General features: G+C 71.8%; 15 protein-coding genes and 2 tRNA genes. 7 read left to right on the plus strand and 10 right to left on the minus strand.

Going from position 1 to position 18,995, the window contains the following annotated elements:
• Positions 1 to 4: 4 nt before the first annotated feature.
• From rsgA to hisN, 3 genes are all read left to right on the plus strand, one after another.
• The gene (gene rsgA, locus ACFYST_RS24925) at positions 5 to 1,060 is read left to right on the plus strand and encodes a ribosome small subunit-dependent GTPase A (protein ID WP_387637489.1); all 1,056 of its coding nucleotides are present in this window, start codon (positions 5 to 7) and stop codon (positions 1,058 to 1,060) included.
• A gap of 88 nt (positions 1,061 to 1,148) precedes the next feature.
• On the plus strand, positions 1,149 to 1,472 hold the full coding sequence (locus ACFYST_RS24930; RefSeq protein ID WP_387637492.1) for a DMT family transporter: 324 nt from the start codon (positions 1,149 to 1,151) through the stop codon (positions 1,470 to 1,472).
• Between the two features lie 19 nt (positions 1,473 to 1,491).
• Complete coding sequence (gene hisN / locus ACFYST_RS24935) at positions 1,492 to 2,289, plus strand: histidinol-phosphatase (protein ID WP_387865561.1); 798 nt, start codon at positions 1,492 to 1,494, stop codon at positions 2,287 to 2,289.
• Between the two features lie 188 nt (positions 2,290 to 2,477).
• Here hisN and ACFYST_RS24940 read toward each other — a convergent pair whose 3' ends face one another.
• From ACFYST_RS24940 to ACFYST_RS24960, 5 genes are all read right to left on the minus strand, one after another.
• A complete protein-coding gene (locus ACFYST_RS24940; protein ID WP_387637496.1) occupies positions 2,478 to 4,394 on the minus strand; it encodes a tetratricopeptide repeat protein in 1,917 nt (638 codons plus the stop codon).
• A 353-nt stretch (positions 4,395 to 4,747) separates the two neighbouring features.
• Positions 4,748 to 6,757, minus strand: coding sequence for a glycosyl hydrolase family 18 protein (locus tag ACFYST_RS24945; protein WP_387637499.1), 2,010 nt, complete (start codon positions 6,755 to 6,757; stop codon positions 4,748 to 4,750).
• 255 nt (positions 6,758 to 7,012) lie between these two features.
• Positions 7,013 to 7,086 (minus strand) — tRNA-Met (locus ACFYST_RS24950).
• A 134-nt stretch (positions 7,087 to 7,220) separates the two neighbouring features.
• Positions 7,221 to 7,294 (minus strand) — tRNA-Met (locus ACFYST_RS24955).
• Between the two features lie 65 nt (positions 7,295 to 7,359).
• Positions 7,360 to 10,275: a UPF0182 family protein gene (locus ACFYST_RS24960; protein ID WP_387865680.1), complete on the minus strand. Its 2,916-nt coding sequence runs from the start codon at positions 10,273 to 10,275 to the stop codon at positions 7,360 to 7,362.
• A gap of 169 nt (positions 10,276 to 10,444) precedes the next feature.
• On the opposite strand from ACFYST_RS24960, the gene ACFYST_RS24965 reads away from it, so the two are divergent.
• Positions 10,445 to 11,005, plus strand: a complete 561-nt coding sequence (locus tag ACFYST_RS24965) for a PPA1309 family protein (RefSeq protein WP_387865564.1) — start codon at positions 10,445 to 10,447, stop codon at positions 11,003 to 11,005.
• 93 nt (positions 11,006 to 11,098) lie between these two features.
• Here the strand turns inward: ACFYST_RS24965 and ACFYST_RS24970 are convergent, their stop codons facing one another.
• The 4 genes from ACFYST_RS24970 to ACFYST_RS24985 all read right to left on the minus strand — a co-directional run bounded on the left by ACFYST_RS24970 (position 11,099) and on the right by ACFYST_RS24985 (position 14,280).
• Positions 11,099 to 12,181, minus strand: coding sequence for a PDZ domain-containing protein (locus ACFYST_RS24970; protein WP_387637504.1), 1,083 nt, complete (start codon positions 12,179 to 12,181; stop codon positions 11,099 to 11,101).
• A gap of 82 nt (positions 12,182 to 12,263) precedes the next feature.
• A complete protein-coding gene (locus ACFYST_RS24975; RefSeq protein WP_387637507.1) occupies positions 12,264 to 12,443 on the minus strand; it encodes a hypothetical protein in 180 nt (59 codons plus the stop codon).
• A 160-nt stretch (positions 12,444 to 12,603) separates the two neighbouring features.
• Positions 12,604 to 13,053, minus strand: a complete 450-nt coding sequence (locus ACFYST_RS24980) for a molybdenum cofactor biosynthesis protein MoaE (RefSeq protein WP_387865567.1) — start codon at positions 13,051 to 13,053, stop codon at positions 12,604 to 12,606.
• A gap of 78 nt (positions 13,054 to 13,131) precedes the next feature.
• Positions 13,132 to 14,280, minus strand: coding sequence for an NAD-dependent epimerase/dehydratase family protein (locus tag ACFYST_RS24985; protein ID WP_387637512.1), 1,149 nt, complete (start codon positions 14,278 to 14,280; stop codon positions 13,132 to 13,134).
• A gap of 202 nt (positions 14,281 to 14,482) precedes the next feature.
• Between ACFYST_RS24985 and ACFYST_RS24990 the strand changes: the two genes are divergently transcribed.
• Both ACFYST_RS24990 and ACFYST_RS24995 read left to right on the plus strand, forming a co-directional pair.
• Complete coding sequence (locus ACFYST_RS24990; protein ID WP_387865570.1) at positions 14,483 to 16,039, plus strand: zinc-dependent metalloprotease; 1,557 nt, start codon at positions 14,483 to 14,485, stop codon at positions 16,037 to 16,039.
• Positions 16,036 to 16,599: an NUDIX hydrolase gene (locus ACFYST_RS24995; RefSeq protein WP_387637516.1), complete on the plus strand. Its 564-nt coding sequence runs from the start codon at positions 16,036 to 16,038 to the stop codon at positions 16,597 to 16,599. The genes ACFYST_RS24990 and ACFYST_RS24995 overlap by 4 nt, the downstream gene beginning before the upstream one ends.
• Positions 16,600 to 16,713: 114 nt before the next feature.
• Here ACFYST_RS24995 and ACFYST_RS25000 read toward each other — a convergent pair whose 3' ends face one another.
• Positions 16,714 to 17,373 (minus strand): M48 family metallopeptidase, encoded by a 660-nt coding sequence (locus ACFYST_RS25000; protein ID WP_387637518.1) that lies wholly within the window; start codon positions 17,371 to 17,373, stop codon positions 16,714 to 16,716.
• 229 nt (positions 17,374 to 17,602) lie between these two features.
• Here ACFYST_RS25000 and ACFYST_RS25005 point away from each other — a divergent pair, with 229 nt between their 5' ends.
• On the plus strand, positions 17,603 to 18,712 hold the full coding sequence (locus tag ACFYST_RS25005; protein WP_387637521.1) for a ThiF family adenylyltransferase: 1,110 nt from the start codon (positions 17,603 to 17,605) through the stop codon (positions 18,710 to 18,712).
• Positions 18,713 to 18,995: the final 283 nt, after the last annotated feature.

Raw genomic sequence — 18,995 nt, forward strand, 5'->3', positions numbered from 1 at the left:
GAGCATGCGCCGCTACGACAAGAACGCCGACGAGGACGACATCCGCAGCCGCCCGGGCCGCCGGGGCTCCCGCCCCCGCACCCGCATCCGGCCCAAGCACGAGGACGCCGCCGAGGCGATGATCCTCACCGTGGACCGGGGCCGGATGACCTGCCTGGTCGACAGCGGAACCAAGGAAGAACGCCTGGTCACCGCCATGAAGGCCCGCGAACTCGGCCGCAAGGGCGTGGTCGTCGGCGACATCGTCAACCTGGTCGGCGACCTCTCCGGGGCCCCCGACACGCTGGCCCGGATCGTCCGGGTCGAGGAACGCACCTCGGTGCTGCGCCGCACCGCGGACGACGACGACCCGTACGAGCGGATCGTGGTCGCCAACGCCGAGCAGCTGGCCATCGTCACCGCGCTCGCCAACCCGGAGCCCCGCCCCCGGCTGATCGACCGCTGCCTGGTCGCCGCGTACGACGCCGGCATGGAGCCGCTGCTGGTGCTCACCAAGTCCGACCTGGCGCCGGCCGACGAGCTGCTGGAGTCGTACGCCTCGCTCGGCATCGACTACGTGGTGACCCGGCACGACGAGCTGGCCACCACCGGCGCGGAGGCCGTCCGGGAGTACCTGCGCGGGAGGACCACCGTGTTCATCGGGCACTCCGGCGTCGGCAAGACCACCCTGGTCAACGCGCTCGTCCCGGACCAGCAGCGGAGCACCGGCCACGTCAACGCCGTCACCGGCCGCGGCCGGCACACCACCGTCTCCGCGCTCGCCCTGCGGCTGCCCCCGCCGCCCGGCGTGAAGCCCGGCTCCCGCAAGGCCCTCGACCCGGGCTGGGTGATCGACACCCCCGGCTTCCGGTCCTTCGGCCTGTCCCACATCGACCCGTCCCGGGTCATCCACGCCTTCCCCGACCTGGAGCCCGGCACCGAGGACTGCCCGCGCGCCTGCTCGCACGACGAACCGGACTGCGCACTGGACGCCTGGGTCGCCGACGGCCACGCCGACCCGGCCCGGCTCTACTCGCTGCGCCGCCTGCTCGCCACCAAGGAGGCCCACGAGGACGACTGAGAGTCCCGCAGCCGACGAGTCGCCCGGCCCTGTCCACTGGGTAACGATAGGAAGGTCACACCGTCCTATCTGACAGGGAGTCAACCCGATGGCATGGGCCATGGTGATCCTCGCCGGTCTGCTGGAAACGGGATTCGCGGTCAACCTCAAGCTCAGCCACGGCTTCACCAAGCTCTGGCCCACCGTCAGCTTCTGCCTCTTCGCCCTCGGCTCCTTCGGCCTGCTCACCCTCTCCCTGAAAACCCTCCCGGTGGGCAGCGCCTACGCGGTCTGGACCGGCATCGGCGCCGCCGGCACCGCGCTGTACGGAATCATCTACCTCGGGGAGTCCTCCTCCACCCTCAAGCTGGTCTCGGTGAGCCTGGTCATCGCAGGTGTGATCGGACTTCAGCTCAGCGGCTCGGGACACTGAGTCCGCTAGGGTTCGGGGCATGGCCGACTACCACGACGATCTCCGACTCGCCCACGTCCTCGCCGACTCGGCCGACTCGGTCACCATGGAGCGCTTCAAGGCACTCGACCTCAAGGTCGAGACCAAGCCCGACCTGACGCCGGTCAGCGACGCCGACAAGGCCGCCGAGGAACTCGTCCGCTCCGTCCTGCAACGAGCCCGTCCCCGCGACGCGGTCATGGGCGAGGAGTACGGCCTGCAGGGCTCCGGCCCCCGCCGCTGGGTGATCGACCCCATCGACGGCACCAAGAACTACGTCCGCGGCGTCCCCGTCTGGGCCACCCTGGTCGCCCTGCTCGAGGAACAGCCCGACGGCGAGTACGCCCCCGTGGTCGGCATCGTCTCCGCCCCCGCCCTCAGCCGCCGCTGGTGGGCCGCCAAGGGACTCGGCGCGTACGCCGGCCGCAGCCTCTCCAAGGCCCAGCGCATCCACGTCTCCAAGGTCTCCCGCCTCGCCGACGCCTCGCTCTCCTTCTCCTCCCTCAGCGGCTGGGAGGAACGCGCCCGCCTCGACGCCTTCCTCGACCTCACCCGCATGTGCTGGCGCACCCGCGCCTACGGCGACTTCTGGTCCTACATGATGGTGGCCGAGGGCGCCGTCGACATCGCCGCCGAACCCGAACTCTCCCTCTGGGACATGGCCGCCCCCTGCATCGTCGTCCAGGAGGCCGGCGGCCGCTTCACCGGCCTCGACGGCATCGACGGCCCCTCCGGCGCGGACGCGGTCGCCACCAACGGCATCCTCCACGAAGCGACTCTGCGCTCGCTGAGCATTTAGAGAGCGAGCAACCAGGGGCGCGGGGAACTGCGCGAAGCGGAAGGCACCTCACCGCAAGATCGCGACGCAGGAGAATGACCTGCACTTGATCGCGACCTTGCGGACGTGGTTTGCGCTTGTCGCGCAGTTCCGCCCCCTCGGCTTCGCCTGGGGGTACCCCCAGCGCCCCTGGTTTCGCGCCCGCCTGCCTACGCTGACAGTTCCGCGTTCAACGCCCCCAGCAGTCGCCCCGCCCGCTCCGCGACCTCCGCAGGCCCGTACTCCATCGCGCGCTTGCACCAGTTCTCGGCCTGCACCGTCTCCCCCCGCCGCAGCGCGAGCAGCGCGAGCCTGAGCGCGGCCCGGCCGTGGCCGGCGTCCGCGGCGCGGGTGTACCAGAGCATCGCCTCGGCCTCGGAGTCCTGGCGGGCCAGCAGCAGGCCGAGGTTGAAGGCCGCGCTGCGGCTGCCGCCCTCCGCGGCGCGGCGGTACCAGCTCTCGGCGATCTCCAGCGCGCCGCGTTCCGCCGCCCGGACGCCCATCCGGACCTGGGCCCGCAGGTGTCCGGCGTCCGCCGCGACCGCGTACCAGTGTTCGGCGTCCGCGTCGGCGTCCCCGCGCCGGTCGAGCAGGGAGGCGAGCCGGAACGCGCCCTCCGCGGAGCCGCCTTCGGCGGCCTGCCGGTAGCGGTCGAGCGCGCCGGTGAGGTTGCCGCGCTGTTCCTGGACGACGGCGAGTTGGAGCGCGGCTTCGCCGTGCCCCTCGGCGGCGGCGCGGGCGTACCACTCCTGGGCCTGCCGGGTCTCGCCGCGGCCGGCGTGCAGCACGCCGAGGTTGAACGCGCCGTCGACGGAACCTGCTTCGGCGGCCTTGGAGAACCAGGGTTCGGCGCCGGATTCGTCGCCGCGCTGGAGCAGCATGACGGCGAGCGCGTTGCAGGCTTCGCGGTGGCCGGCGTACGCGGCGCGGCGGTACCACTGTTCGGCCTGGGTGTCGCGGCCGGCGCCGGCGCACAGCAGGCCGAGGTTGAAGGCGCCGTTGTGGTCGCCGGCGTCGAGCGCGGCGCGGTACCAGCGTTCGGCGACGGCGTTCTCGCCGCGGCCGGCGTGCAGGGCGCCGAGCGCGTTGGCGGCGGTGCCGTCGCCGGCTTCGGCGGCCTCCTGCCACCATTCGGCGGCGGCGGTGGGGTCGCCGGCGTCGCGGAGCAGGAAGCCGAGCGCGCAGGCGGCGCGGGCTTCCCCGTTCTGCGCGGACTGCCGGTACCAGCGGGCGGCTTCGTCGAGGTCGCCGCGGGCTTCGAGCAGCACGCCGAGGCGCAGCGCGGCGCGGGCGTGGCTGCGGGCGGCGGCGGTGCGGTACCAGGTTTCGGCGGTGTCCTTGTCTCCGGCGGCTTCGCGCATCCGGGCGAGGCGGTAGGCGGCTTCGCGGTGGCCGGAGTCGGCGGCGGCCTTGAACCAGCGTTCGGCGCGGACGTCGCGGCGGTGTTCCATCAGGTCGCCGAGGGCGTAGGCGCCGAGCGGGTGGCCCTGTTCGGCGGCGAAGTGCAGCCAGTATTCGGCGGCTTCTTCTTCGCCCTGGTCGCGCAGTTGCAGGCCGAGGGCGTGCGCGGCGGGTGCCGAGCCGGCGACGGCGGCCTGTCGCCACCACTGGCCGGCTTCGGCGCGTTGGCCCTGCTGGTGGAGCAGGACGCCGAGGTTGTTGGCGGCGGCGCGCAGGCCTGCGGCGGCGGCGGTGCGCAGGTAGGGTTCGGCGTCCTGGAGGTCGCCGCGGCGCAGCAGGAGTGCGCCGAGCTGGCTGGCGGCGCCGGGGTCGCCGGCGTCGGCGGAGCCGCGGTGTCGGGCTTCGAGGGCGGCCTGTTCGCGGGCGGCGAGGGCGGTCTCGAAGCTGTCGGTGCCGTCGTCGCTCTCCAGCAGGTCGCGTGCGGAGGCGGTGGCGACGACCTGGTCGGCGGTCAGGTGGACGAGACTGTCGGGGCCGTAGCCGGACGCGGCGAGGCGGCCGGCGGTGCTGCGCTGTCCGGGCAGGCTGCCGCCGGGCTGGCAAGCGCGTCGGGCACCGGTGTCACTGTCCGTGGTGCTGCTGGCCGCCAGTCGTTCTCCTGTTCCGTTCCTGCCGATGAGTTTCATGCCGACTCCAGCTCCCCCCGAGTGTCGCGGCATTCGCCCCCGGCCGTCGGCCCGGGACTGGTCCCCCAGGGGTCACGCCGGATCGGACGGCCTGTCAACGGCCGCGCCGCGTCCCCCTCGTGGTCCATCGTCGCATCACCCGCAACCCTCGTACACCTGCTCCGTCCGTTTTGGCGAAGCGGGGCCGAAGCCCGGCGAGATTGCTTCAGCGCTTTGTCGATTTCCCGACACTGAGCCCCACAAACCCCGGCCACGCATCGTACCGGAGTCGATCAACACTCGATGCACACAAGGGCGAAGGCCCGGAGGGGCGATCCCCTCCGAGCCTTCGCGGCGGAGCCGATGACGCTGTGTCAGCTGACGCTGAAGTCGTCTGCCTGGTAGGCGCCCTGGCCGTACCAGCCGTGCACCCAGATGGTCACCGAGGTGACCGAGGCGCCGGTGGTGAACTTGGTGGACAGTTGCGTCCACGCGCTCCCACCGGGGGTCCAGGTCGAGCTGTCCGCCCCGGAGCCGGTGACGCCCAGGTAGGTGTAGTTGCCCTTCACCCACGCGGACAGCGTGTACGTGGTGTTCGGCTTGACCGTGACGGTCTGTTGGCACTGCGCGGTGTCACCGGCGCTGGCGTTGCCCTGCAGCGCGTACGAGCCGGTGTGGCCGCCGCTGACCACGCTGCCGCCGCTGCCCGCGCAGGTCCACGGGCTGAGCGCGCCGGACTCCAGGCCGGGGTTGGCGACGATCCCGCCGCCGCCGGGGCCGCTCGGCGAGGAGGACGGGCTGCCGGACGGCGAGCCGCTCGGCGACGAGGACGGGGAGCCGCTCGGCGAGTTGGACGGCGAGGGGCTGCTACTGGTGCTGCTGCTCGCGCTCGGCGACGGCGAGGTCGGCGGCGCCGGGCAGTTGGCGGCCGAGCCGGAGGTCGCCGTCATCAGCGGGTTCAGCAGCACCGCGTTCGGGTCGTCGTACAGCGAGAACACGAAGGAGCCGCCGAGCCCGTTGCAGTGCGCGTAGTCCATCTTGGCCTGGATGGACCTGGTGTTCTCCCCGGACCAGAAGTTGGTGCCGTCGTAGAAGTAGGAGGCCTGCGAGGCCGGGTCCCAGTAGGTGTCGTTGGCGTTGTCGACGACACCCAGCAGTTCCTTGTACATCCGCACCCCGGCCACGTTGCCGGAGTTCGGCGCTCCCTGCGCGGGCCCGCTGGCCGGCTGGAACAGCCCGTGGTTGGCGCCGGCCGCCACGCCCGTCCAGCCGCGGTAGTACAGCGGGACGCCCATGTTCAGCTTGTTGGCCGGGAAGCCGCCGGGGATGTTGTACGAGGGGTCGCCGACGGTGTACGCCTTGATCGCCTCGTCGATGGAGTACTTGGCGTTGCCGGGCGGGATGTTGTTCGACGGGTCACCGGGGTTCTGATAGATCGGCGTCTGGTGGTTGGTCGGGCCCTGCGCCTCCCAGCCGCCGTGCATGTCGTACGTCATCGGGTCGGCGAAGGTCAGGTACTGGGCGATCTTGTCGGTCTCGACGTTCTGGATCTTGTCCTGGCCGGCCGGCAGCGCGGCGCTCAGCGCGTAGGTCTTGCCGTCGGCGGAGCCCTGGGCGTTGAGCTGGTTGCGGAACTCGGCGAGCAGCGCGGTGAAGTTCTGCTTGTCGTTCGGCGAGGAGTGGTTGCCGAGGTGGCCGCCGCCGCCCGGGTACTCCCAGTCGATGTCGAAGCCGTCGAAGATGCCCTTGCCGGTGCCGGGGCCGCCGTAGCCGCCCTGGGCGGGCAGGTTGCCCTTGATGAACATGTCGACGCAGGAGGAGACGAGCTTCTTGCGGGAGGCGTCGGTGGCGGCCGCGTCCGAGAAGTACTTGGAGTAGGTCCAGCCGCCGATCGACATCAGCACCTTGAGCTTCGGGTACTTGGCCTTCAGCTCCTGGAGCTGGTGGAAGTTGCCGGCCAGCGGCTGGTTCCAGGTGTCGGTGGAGTTGTCGACGCTGTTGCCGTTGGCGAAGGTCTTCGCGTAGTCGGCGTAGTAGTCGCCCGCGCCGTCGCCGGCGTTCGGGTTGTTCTCGTCCTGGGAGGCCGCCGAGTTGGCCTCGAAGCAGGTCAGGTTGGTGGGGTCGATGTTGGCGAAGTCGTACAGCAGGTAGTCGAGCTTCCCGGCCATGCCGTTGGTGTCGACGTTCTTCAGGTAGTAGGCGTTCTGGTAGATCGACCACTGGTCGAAGTAGGCGACCTTCATCCCGCCGCTGGTGGCGGGCGCGCCGGTGGTGTTGGCCGGTCCGGCGGTCGCGTCGGGGGCTCCCAGCAGCGACATCGCCCCGGCGAGCAGGGTGGCGGCCGCGGCGGTGACGGCCCAGACCCTTCGGTTGTTGCGGTGCATGCGGATGTGCCTCTCCTGTCACGTGGGGATGCAGGAACACACCGTCGGACACCCGGTCGGGGAGCGGCAGACGGGAGCAGAACACGATCGATGCCCGTGGCGGGCACGCGTTGCAGCACCACGAGGCGGGCGGTGGGGGCCGCCCGTCATGGGCACGACCCAGATTGGACTGGACCACTGGGGGTGTCAATCGGGTCTGCACCAAGGAATGGCAAAGGCCCGGAGGCTGATGCCTCCGGGCCTTTCGCTACTGAGTAGCGGGGACAGGATTTGAACCTGCGACCTCTGGGTTATGAGCCCAGCGAGCTACCGAGCTGCTCCACCCCGCGTCGGTGAGATCACTCTAGCACGATCATGGGGGCGTCAATGACCACGTTCCGAGGGCCCAAGGACCCGGCGACCCGGGAACCCGGGGAACGGCAAAGGCCCGGAGGCTGATGCCTCCGGGCCTTTCGCTACTTAGTAGCGGGGACAGGATTTGAACCTGCGACCTCTGGGTTATGAGCCCAGCGAGCTACCGAGCTGCTCCACCCCGCGTCGGTGAAACAACCGTAGCACGGTCGCGGGGTGGAACAGCAAATCAGTTCCCGCAGCTCAGCCGGTCAACCGGTCGCCGGCGGCGCCGACGAGGAACTGACCGAGTCGTTCTTCGACTCGGCCGCCAGCGCGGCGTCCAGCGCCTTCTGCAGCGCCTGCTGGGCCTGGCCGTACGCCACCCAGTCGCCGTTCTTCAGCGCGGCCTGACCGTCGGTGAACGCCTTCTGGGCGTCCGCCAGTGCCTTGGCCAGCGCCGGGTTGTCGCCCGGCTTGGGCGTCGCCGGCGGGGTCGGGGTGGTGGGCGTGGTGCTGCCGCTGCCCGGGTCGGCGGGGGCGGTCGGGGTGGTGGCCCCGGCGCCGGCCGAGCCGAGCACCTTCACCAGCGCCTTGTCCAGGGTGTCCTCCAGCGCGACGTTGTGGTCGCCGTACACCGCCAGCACCTTCTTCAGCACCGGCACCTTCGCGCCGCGCGCCACCAGGTACACCGGCTCGACGTTGAGGATGCCGCCGCCGACCGGCAGGGTCAGCAGGTTGCCGTACACCAGGTCCGAGTCGCTGCCGCTGCGCAGCAGGGTCAGCTGGCGGGCGACGTCGGTGTCGGAGTTGAACTTCGCCTGGGTCAGCGCCGGACCGAGCGCGCCCGATTCGGCCGTCATCCGCAGGATCCGCAGCTTGCCGTAGTCCGGCCCCGGGTCGGCCTCCGCGGCCATGAATGCGGCCAGGTTCTTCCGGCCCGAGGGCACGAACGAGGTGGTCAGCGAGAAGTTGGCCTTCTTCGCGTCCGGCATCCGCAGCGTCAGGTAGTACGGCGGCTGCACCTCGTCGGCGTTGACGGTCGGGTCGACCGGCACCTCCCAGATGTCGGTGCCGTTGAAGAACGCCGTCGCGTCCGTCACGTGGTACATCCCGAGCAGGTCTCGCTGCACCTTGAACATGTCCTGCGGGTAGCGCAGGTGCGGCAGCAGCTCCGCCGGGATGTCCGCCTTCGGCTGGACGGTGCCCGGGAACGCCTTCATCCAGGTCTTCAGCACCGGGTCGGCGTCGTCCCACTGGTAGAGCGTCACCTCACCCGTGTACGCGTCGACCGTGGCCTTCACCGAGTTGCGGATGTAGTTGACCTCGTTGACGGCGCTCAGGGTGCGGCCGCGCTGGTCGGTCAGCGAGTCCTTGGTGGCGTCGCCGAGCACCGTCTTGGACGAGAACGGGAAGCCGTCCGAGGTGGTGTAGCCGTCCAGCACCCACACCAGCCGGCCGTTCTCCACCACCGGGTACGGGTCGGCGTCGATCGACAGCCACGGCGCGACCTTCTCCACCCGCTCCTTCGGAGTGCGGTCGTAGAGGATCTTCGCGCCGTCCTTGATCGCCCCGGAGTAGAGGATCTGCGGCTCGGCGAACTTCACCGCGTACGCGGCCCGGGTCAGCGGGTTGTCCAGCGAGACGCCGCTGCCGCCGGTGTACTGGTACGTCCGGTCGGGGTCGGAGTCCCGGGTGTAGTCGATCTCGTCCATGCCGGGGCCGACGACCGAGTACGTGGTGGACTTCTCGCCGTAGTACACCCGCTCCTGGTAGTCGCCCAGCGACCCGGTGGTCGGCAGCGACTGCTGCGTGTAGACCGGGTTGCCGTTGGCGTCCACCTGGTTGCCCTTGGCGGCGACCACGCCGTACCCGTGGGTGTACTTGAAGTGGTCGTTGATGAAGTTGCGCTGCTGCACGCCCGTCAGGTCCAGCTCACGCACGCCCAGCACGGTGTCCTGGTCGCCGTACCGGTCCACGTCCAGCGTCTTCGGGAACGCGTAGTACTGGCGCAGCGCCTGGTTCTGCTGGAACGTCGGCGCCACCACGTTCGGGTCCAGCAGCCGGATGTCGGAGATGGTCTGCGCGTCCAGCTTCAGCTTCTCCGCGTCCGTGGAGTCGGTCGGCGTGTACTGCTTCACCTCGGTGTCGGCGATGCCGTACGCCTGCCGCGTCGCGTCGATGTTCTTCTGGATGTACGCCGTTTCCTTGGCCTGTTCGTTCGGCTTGACCTGGAACTGCTGCACGATCGCCGGGTACAGCCCGCCGACCAGCACCGCCGACAGCGCCATCAGCCCGAAGCCGATCAGCGCCGGCGCCCAGGTCCGCCGCACCGGCGTCAGGAAGAACAGCACCGCGCAGATGATCGCCACGAAGAACAGGATCGTCTTGGCCGGCAGGAACGCGTTCGCGTCCACGTACCGCAGACCGGTCCAGCCCTCGACGCCCTTGTACGACTCGCTCTTCACCGCCAGCGCGTACCGGTCCAGCCAGTACGCCACCGCCTTCAGCAGCACGAACACGCCCAGCAGCACGGCCAGATGACCCTGCGCCCCGGCACTCGCCCGACGGCCCGGCCCCTGCAGCCGAAGACCGCCGTACAGGTAGTGCACCGCCGTCGCCGCCAGCAGCGACACGATCACCGCGCTGAACGCGAAGCTCAGCAGGAACTGGTACCACGGCAGTTGGAACGCGTAGAACGAGACGTCCAGGTGGAACTGCGCGTCCTTCTGCCCGAACGAGGTGCCGTTGATCCACAGCATCCAGGTCCGCCACTGCGCGCCCGCGGCCGCGCCGGCCGCCAGGCCGACCAGCACCGACAGGCCGATCAGCAGCCACTTGCGGAACGGCGCCACGCCCATCCGGTAGCGGTCCAGGCTCTGCTGCTCCACCGACATCGCCGCCAACGGCGGCCGCAGCCGGTACGCCAGCCACAGGTTGGCCCCGACCACCAGCGCCATCAGCAGCCCGAACACCGCGAACAGGCCGACCTTCACGCCCAGTTGCGACGTGAACACCGAGCCGTACTTGACCGACTTGAACCACAGCCAGTCGGTCCACAGCCCGGCGAACATGCCGAACAGCAGGAACAGCACCGCCAGCACGCCGACCGTCAGCAGCAGCACCTTCGTCCGGCGCGGCGGCGGCCCGACTCTCGCTCGGAAACCCGGATCAGAACGATCCGGCATCTGGAAGGTCAAGACGCCACCTCAGCTGTTGTTGTCGTTGGGGATGACAGTGCCGCGCCGCGGACGGGCGGACACCGGACTCCAATGCAACTTAAACAGTCTTTACCGGAGTTCCCGGACACTGCGTCGGAGTTGGAGACGGCCCCCCCGGACATGTGAGGATGGCCCCATGTCCGACTCCCCTGACCTGACCTCCGCCGCCGCCGGCATGCCCGCCGCCACCCCCCTCACCCGGGCCGCGCTGGAGATCGACGAGCACGCCGCCACCCTCGGCTGGGACAACCCCGCCCGCCTCTTCGCCCTGGTCGACAACGCCCAGATGCGCAAGGCCAATCCGCGGCTCGCCACCCAGCTCGGCCTGGACGAGAACCCGACCGGCCTCACCCCGGTCGAGCAGGAGGAGATCCCCGCGGGCACCGAACTCGACCGCTTCCTCGGCACCATCGCCTGGCCCGACGGCGTGGTCGGCTGCGCCCTGGTCGTCGAACGGCTCATGCTCCCGCCCGGCGCCGAATCCTCCCGCCCGAAGAACGCCACCGAGCAGGAGATCAACGACTGGGTGGCCACCCACCCCCAGCGCCAGGAAGTCCGCATCACCGCCGCCGTCCTGCGCGACGGCGCCCGCGAGGTCGCCCTGCGCCTGCGCGAGAAGGACATCGCCCGCGAGGTCCTCACCGGCCCCGACCTGGTCCCCAACCTCACCCAGGCCCTGCTCGCGACGTTCCAGTAAGGGCAGACCCAGGGCGCGGGGAACGCACCCAACGGAAAGGTCGCGACGCGGGGCAATGACTTGCCGTCCGTCGCGACCTTTCCGGGACAGCCACTACTTGTTGCAGCTGGGCAGCGCCGCCTTGTCCCCACTCCGGATGGAGTCGAGCGCCTTGACCGCCCCCGCCAGATTGTCGACCTTCACCAGCGTGAGCCCGGACGGCGTCCCCTTCGTCGCCTCCGAGCAGTTGTCCGCCGGGGTGAAGAAGTACTCGGCGCCCTTGTCGCGGGCCGCGATCAGCTTCATCTGAATGCCACCGATCGGCCCGACCGCGCCGGTGTCGTCGATGGTGCCGGTGCCCGCCACGAACTTGCCGCCGGTGAGGTCGGTGGGGGTGAGCTTGTCGACGATGCCGAGGGCGAACATCAGGCCGGCGCTGGGGCCGCCGACGTCCTGCAGGCCGATGTCGATCTTGAACGGGTAGACGTGGTCGACGCCGGGCGTGATGCCGACGATGGCCCGCTCCTCGTCCGGTGCCTTGCCGGTGGTGATGGAAACCTGCTGCTGGTCCGCCGGATCCGGAGTCGTCGAGCCGGTCTTGGCGTGCGGGACGACGGTGAAGACGGCGGTCTCGCCGGGCTTGTGCTTCATCACCTGCTCGGCGACCTGGGTCCGGCTGGTGATCGCCGTCCCGTCCACCGCGACGATCTGGTCGCCCGCGTGCAGCTTGCCCTCCGAGGGGCCGCCGGAGGTCACCGAGGAGACGATGATCTGGGTGGTGACCGGGATGTCCAGCTGCTTCAGCGCGGCGGTCTTCGCGCTGTCCTCGGAGGAGGCGAACTCCTCCGCGTTCTGCTGCTGGGCCTCCTGGTCGGTCTGGCCCTTCGGGTACACGTTGTCGTGCGGCACCACCAGCACGTCGCCCCGCATCCAGCCGACGATCGCGGAGATCAGGCTGGGCTGGTAGTTCGCCCCGGTGACCTGGACCGTGGTCATGTTGAGGTGACCGCTGGTCGGGTAGGTGTCGCGCCCGGTGATGGTGATCACCGGGGTGCCGGTCTTGTCCTGCACGCCGAGGGTGTTGTACGTCGGCCCCGGGCTCATCTCGGTGAACGGCACCTTCATCAGGACCGAGGCACAGAGCAGGCCTATCAGCAGCAGGGTGGCGGCGAGCATCGTCGCCGATCGGCGTGGCATGGCACGACAGTACGGGAAGTCCGGGTCGCGATGCACCGCTCTGCGGCCCGTCGTCGTGCTCCTACCAGCGCCTCCCGCGGCGCTACTTGCCGCCGGAACGTTCGCTGCCGGTGCTGCGCTCCATCGCGGCGCGGAAGCGTTCGTGTTCGGCGAGCGAGGACGGGTCGGTGATGGAGCGCGGCGGTCGTGCCGCCCATCCCGCCCAGACGGAGGCCAGCAGTCCGGCCACTACAGGAATGATCAACCAGGCAAGCGCAGCCATCTTCGAACTCCCCACAGGCTCGTCATGCGTATCAGCAGATTAGCCGCCTACTGGGGGAACGGCGCGTGCGGTGTCCGAGTTACGGGACGGCGTGGCGTGCCCACCGTTCCGAGATACCCCCGAACGGGGAACGAGCGGGACGCGGAGCGGACACGGGCGGTCAGCAGGACCCCGCTCCGACCCATTCCTCCTCGCCGTCGGCGAAAACCTGGTGTTTCCAGATCGGCACCTCGTGCTTGAGGTCGTCGATCAGCCGACGCGAGGCCTCGAACGCCTCGCCGCGGTGCGGACAGGACACCGCGACGATCACCGCGACGTCGCCGATCTCCAGCCGTCCGGTACGGTGCACAGCCGCCAGCGCCCGGACCGGGAAGTCCGCGCAGACCTTCTCCGCGATCCGGCGCAGCTCCCGCTCGGCGGTCGGATGGGCGCTGTACTCCAGCGCCGTGACCGCCTTCCCGCCGTCGTGGTCGCGCACCGTGCCGACGAACAGCGTGGTGCCGCCCGCCGCGTCGTCACCGACCGCCGCGTGCACCTCGTCGAGGGAGAGCGGCGTCTCGCGGACGGCGAGCAGCCGGATCGGGTCGTGGTTCTCGGACATGCCCCTCATCATTCCGTATCCGACCCGGGCCCCGGCAGCAGGCTTCGGACCGCGGAACGGCCGTCCGCGGTGCGACGAACCCGACGGTCAGATCCGGCGGTGCTTGCGGGCCCGGCGGACCAGCGCCGCCGTACCGATCAGGGCCACCGTCGCACCGGCCGCGCCCAGGCTGGTGGCGGCCTCCTTGCCGCCCAGCCGGCGACCGGCCACCGCGTGCTTGCCGGACACCTGGGCGAGCAGCTCGGCCAGCACCTCCTCGTTGGTGTGCTTGGGCCGCCAGCCCGCCTCATGCAGCCGGCTGCCGGAGACCACCCACGGGTACATGGTGTAGGCGAGATCACCGGCCGGGGCCGGGGTCAGGCCGAGGCGGTGCAGCCGGGCGGCGGTGCCCAGGGCCAGCGAGGCGGGCAGTTCCATCCGGCGGATCCCGGACAGCTCCTCCACGTCCTCCTGCTCCAGCCAGCCGTCGCAGCCGACCGTCACCTCGCCCTCGACCAGGCCGAGGGCGGCGTACTCCAGCGCCGAGGCCAGGTCGTCGAGGTGGCAGAACTGCCAGCACGGGCGGGAGCCGGCCACCACCAGCAGGCGCGGGGCCTCGAAGTGGCGGGTGAGCACGGTGTCGATGCCGGGGCCGACCACCACGGCCGGGCGCAGCACGGTGATCTGCAGCCCGGGGTGGGCGCGCGGGGCGCGGCGGGCGAGCCGTTCGATCTCCAGCAGGTCGCCGACCAGCGAGGCCTCCTCGGTGGCCCGCAGTTCGGAGTCCTCGGCGAGCGGGACTTCGTTGTCGGCCAGCGCCCCGTAGACCATCGCGGAGGTGCACAGCACCACCCTGTGCACGCCGGCCGCCGCGGCGGCGGTCAGCACGGTCTGTGCGCCGCGCACGTTGTAGGCGCTGCGGGTGCGCGGGTCGGACTCCATGCCGAGGTCCATCGCCAGGTGCACCACCACGTCCACGCCGGACAGCCGCTCGGCCACCGCCGGGTCGCGCACGTCGAGTACCCGCCAGTGCACGCCGGGTACTTCGCCGCGGCGGTCGTCCACCGCGAGCACCCGGCGGACGTGCGGGGAGGCCACCAGGCGCTGGGCGACGCGCTCGCCGAGCACGCCGGCGGCGCCCGTGACGGCCACGGTGAGCGGTTTGCCGCCGTAGGCTGGAGGCGGCGAACCGGCGTCGGCCGGCACGTCCTCGCCCTCGGTCAGCCCAGAGCGAACGTCCGAAGGCGGGGAACTCACCGGCCATCCTCCACGGTTAGCTTAAGTGCGTACGCACGAGTGTCACGCACTGTCCATCCTGCCCGAGGCTCGGCCCCAGCGGTGCACCCGGCGCGGTCGGCCGCGAGACCATTGGCCGCGAGACTATTGAAACTGCCCGGAGCCTCCGGGCAACAGAATTTCCCGCCACACCCGCGTGACGGCCGATCAGATCGAGGACCCCGTGAGCGACCTCCCCTTCGGATTCGGCGTTCCCCCCGAGGAGCCCGAGGACGGCAAGAACAAGGGCAAGAAGGACGGCGAGCAGGGCGACTCGACCCCGCAGCCGTTCGGCTTCGGCAACGGAAACCCCTTCGGGGCGCTGTTCGGCATGGGCGGCGCCGGCGGGGCGGGCGGCGACAACCCGTTCGCCGCGATGATGGGCGGCTTCAACCCCAACGACCTGGGCGCGGCGTTCCAGCAGCTCGGGCAGATGCTCTCGTTCGAGGGCGGCCCGGTGAACTGGGAGCTGGCCAAGAACATCGCCCGGCAGACCGTGGTCGCCGAGCAGCCCGAGGGGAAGACCAAGGACCGCTCGGTGGGCGCCGCCGAGCGCACCGCCGTCGTCGAGTCGGTCCGGCTTGCCGACCTGTGGCTGGACTCGGCGACCGAGTTCCCGTCCACCTCCTCGGCGGCCGTGGCGTGGAGCCGCGCCGAGTGGATCGAGGCCACCCTGCCGGTGTGGAAGGACCTGGTCGACCCGGTCGCCGAGCGGGTCGGCAACGCCATGGGCGGCGTGCTGCCCGAGGAGATGCAGGCCATGGCCGGGCCGCTGATGGGCATGATGCGCTCCATGGGCGGCGCCATGTTCGGCACCCAGATCGGGCAGGCGCTCGGCGCGCTGGCCGCCGAGGTGCTCGGCTCCACCGACGTCGGCCTGCCGCTCGCCCCCGCCGGGAAGGCCGCGCTGCTGCCGCAGAACATCGCCGAGTTCGGTGACGGCCTGAACGTGCCCGCCGAGGAGGTCCGGCTCTACCTGGCCCTGCGCGAGGCCGCCCACCAGCGGCTCTTCGCCCACGTGCCGTGGCTGCGGGCACACCTGTTCGGCGCCGTCGAGGCGTACGCGCGCGGCATCAAGGTCGACACCTCGCGGATGGAGGAGCTGGTCGGCCAGCTCGACCCGAGCAACCCCGAGGCCCTGCAGGACGCGCTGGCCGGCGGCCTGCTGCAGCCCGAGGACACCCCCGAGCAGAAGGCCGCGCTGGCCCGGCTGGAGACCGCGCTCGCCCTGGTCGAGGGCTGGGTCGACGCCGTCGTGCACGCCGCCGCCACCCCGCACCTGCCGCACGCCGCCGCCCTGCGCGAGACGCTCCGCCGTCGCCGCGCCACCGGCGGCCCCGCCGAGCAGACCTTCGCCACCCTGGTCGGCCTGGAGCTCCGCCCGCGCCGCCTGCGCGACGCCTCCCGCCTGTGGGCCTCGCTCGCCGACGCCCGCGGCGTCGAGGGCCGGGACGCGCTCTGGAGCCACCCCGACATGCTGCCCACCGCCGCCGACCTGGACGACCCGGACGGCTTCGTGCACCGCGACACCACCGCCGAGACCGAAGGCGGCTTCGACTTCGACGCGCTGAACAAGCTGCTCGGCGAGGCCGCGGGCGGCGGCGCCGGGAAGCCCGACCTGACCAAGGGCGACGCCTCCACCGAGGGCGACGCCTCCACCGAGGGCGACTCCGACAAGCCCGCTTCGGGCAAGTCCGCCCCGGACAAGGACGACGACGGCACGGAGGGCGACACCAAGTGACGTCGCTGCACACCGATGCCGTCCGCGCGCTGACCGACTGGGCGCCCGACGAGGACGGCCAGCAGGAGCTGCGCCGCGACTACCTGGCGCACCTGGCGGCCCACCCCGACGGCCTGTGGCGGGCCTGCCTGCCCGGCCACATCACCGCCAGCGCGCTGGTGGTCGACCCGGCCGAGGGGCGGGTGCTGCTGACGCTGCACCCCAAGGTCGGCAGGTGGCTGCAGATGGGCGGCCACTGCGAGCCCGGGGACGAGACGCTGGCCGCGGCGGCGCTGCGCGAGGCCGTCGAGGAGTCCGGCATCGCCGAACTGGAGCTGCTCGCGGTCGGCGGGCGCACCGCGCCGGTGAAGCTGGACCGGCACCACGTGCACTGCCTGGGCAAGGACCGGCCGGAGAACATCCACCTGGACGTGCAGTACGTCGCCCTCGCCCCGGCCGGGGCGCGCGAGCTGATCAGCGAGGAGTCGCTGGACCTGCGCTGGTTCGGCTGGGAGCAGCTGCCGGCCGACACCGACCACTCGGTGCGCGACCTGGTGGCGCGGGCCCGGGCGCTGGTCTGAGGCCACTCGCGGCCACTCGCTTCCGAGGCCACTCGCTTTCGACCCCTGCGGGGCCCTGACGGGTCCGGCGGGGGTCGTCGCGCGTCCGGGGGGCGTCGCGCGTCCGGGAGACCGTCAGGTGTTCCGGGCGCCGGGGATGTGCGGCAGCCGGGCGGCGGAGGCGACGCCCTCCAGGTAGCCGCGAGCCCGCTCGGTGCGCGGGTAGGCGTCCAGCAGCGCCCAGAACCGGGGGCCGTGGTCGGGCACCAGCAGGTGGGCGAGCTCGTGCAGCAGCACGTAGTCCACCACGTACTCGGGCATGCCCTGGAGACGGTGGGAGAGCCGGATGGTGCGCTCGCTGGGGGTGCACGAGCCCCAGCGGGAGTTCTGGTTGGTCACCCAGCGGACCTGGTCGGGCTCGGCGCGGCCGCCCAGGTACAGCTCGGAGAGCTCGGTGGCCCGGGCCTGCAGGGCCTCGTCGCCGAGCACCCGGCGCTTCTCCTGCGCGGCCAGTTTGTCGAGCATCTGCGCCACCCAGCGCTGTTCCTCGGCGTGCGACATCCGGGCCGGGATCAGCACCACGGTGCGGTCGCCCTCGCGGTAGGCGGAGACGGTGCGGCTGCGGCGGGCGCTGCGGCGCACCTCGACCTTGCTGCGGTCGATGCCCCGCTCGGGGCCGCGGGCCCGGTCGGCCTCGGTGCTGGCATGCGCACCGGGCGCCGCGGCCGTGGACCCGGAGGCCGCCCGGGCACGCCTACGCGACGCCGACCGATGGGAGTCGCGTTCGGCTGCCATGGCATGGACGTTACCCCGTCCTCGCGACAGAAGTCCGGCACCGGGACGGCGCGGCCCCGGGGACCACCCGGGCGCGTTGTCCACAGGCTGTGCACGGTGATGACCGGATTGTCAGTACGGGCCTGTGGACAACGCGCTTTCGTGTACGGAAGGTCGCGGGCATGCTGCGGTCACCAGTTGATCCGACGCCTCGACCGGGACGCCGGAGACCGACGCTTGGAGGACCGACATGCGCCCCGTGATCAAGCCCGCCCTGTCCCGGCTCTGGCGGGAGAAGCAGACCCTGCAGTTCGGCACCGTCCGGCGGCACGCCCGCCTGATCGAAGGCGTCGACCGCAAGCTCGCCATGTTCCTGGAACTGATCGACGGCACCCGGGACGGGCCCGCGCTGGTCGCCGCCGGGAAGCGGATCGGCCTGAGCTCCGAGTACTGCCAGGGCATGCTCGACTCGCTCGCCCGGAGTGAACTGCTGGACGACACCGAGGCCTTGGCCAACGTGCTGGAGCTGCACCCGCCGGCCCGCCGGGAGTTGCTCGGGCCCGACCTCGCCTCGCTCTCCCTGGTGCACCCCGCGCCCGAGGAGGCCGCCGCCGTGGTGCAGAGCCGTGCCGCGGCCCGGGTCGAGGTGCGCGGTGCGGGGCGGGTCGGCGCGGCCGTCGGCACCGCGCTGGCCGCCGGCGGCATCGGCGAGGTCGCCGTACTCGACCGCGGCCGGGTCACCGTCCGGGACTGCGCACCCGGCGGTTTCCCGCCGGGAGACGTCGGGCGGCTGCGTGCCACCGCCGCCCGCGAGTTGGTGCACCGCGCCATCGGTGCCCCGGTCGGCGAGCGCTACAAGCGGCCGCCCGCCACTCCCCCACCGCCCACCCTGGTGGTGCTCGCCCCGCGGGACGGCTCCGCCGCGTACACCGGCGCCGCCGTCGACGCCCAGGAGTTGATGCGGGCCGGCATTCCGCACCTGTACACCGGGGTGCTCGAACACCTCGGTGTGGTCGGCCCGTTGGTCGTCCCGGGGGCCTCCGCCTGCGGCAGCTGCGCCACCCTGGCCCGGCGGGACGAGGACGAGGCCTGGCCCCGGCTGCTCGCCCAGCTGATCGACGAAGGCCCCGGCCGCCCCCGCGCCCCGGCCTGCGACGGCGCGGTCGCCGCCTCCATCGCCGGGCTCGCCGCCCTGCACGTCCAGCTGTACCTGGACGGGGTGTTGCCACCGAGCGTGGACGGCTGGTGCGAACTGTCCGCGGCCGACGGCATGGTGCGGAGGCTGCGGCTGCGCAGTCACCCCGACTGCGGTTGCCTGTGGCAGTCCGTCACACCCGCCCAAGCGGGCACAATGGCATAGGACATGCCTTCGGGTCCGTCCGGCGAGACCCAGCCGATCCACCGCACGCCCTGCCCGGTGCACACCTCCGGAGCGCGCGGCCCGGCGGGGAGGAGCGCCGGGCGGGCCCCGGGAGTCCACGCACCACCGCCGGCGGGGGGCCGCCGGTCGGTCCGGCTGATCTGGAGGTCCGGTGAGCGATCTACCGCGCAAGGCAGTGACCGGCACGGCGCGACCGGTCGCCCACCCGCGCCCGGCGGCGGCCCGGCGGCATGTGGCGACGGCTGGTTTGGCGACGGCGACG

The organism is Kitasatospora sp. NPDC004614, assembly GCF_042873675.1.
Lineage (GTDB): Bacteria > Actinomycetota > Actinomycetes > Streptomycetales > Streptomycetaceae > Kitasatospora.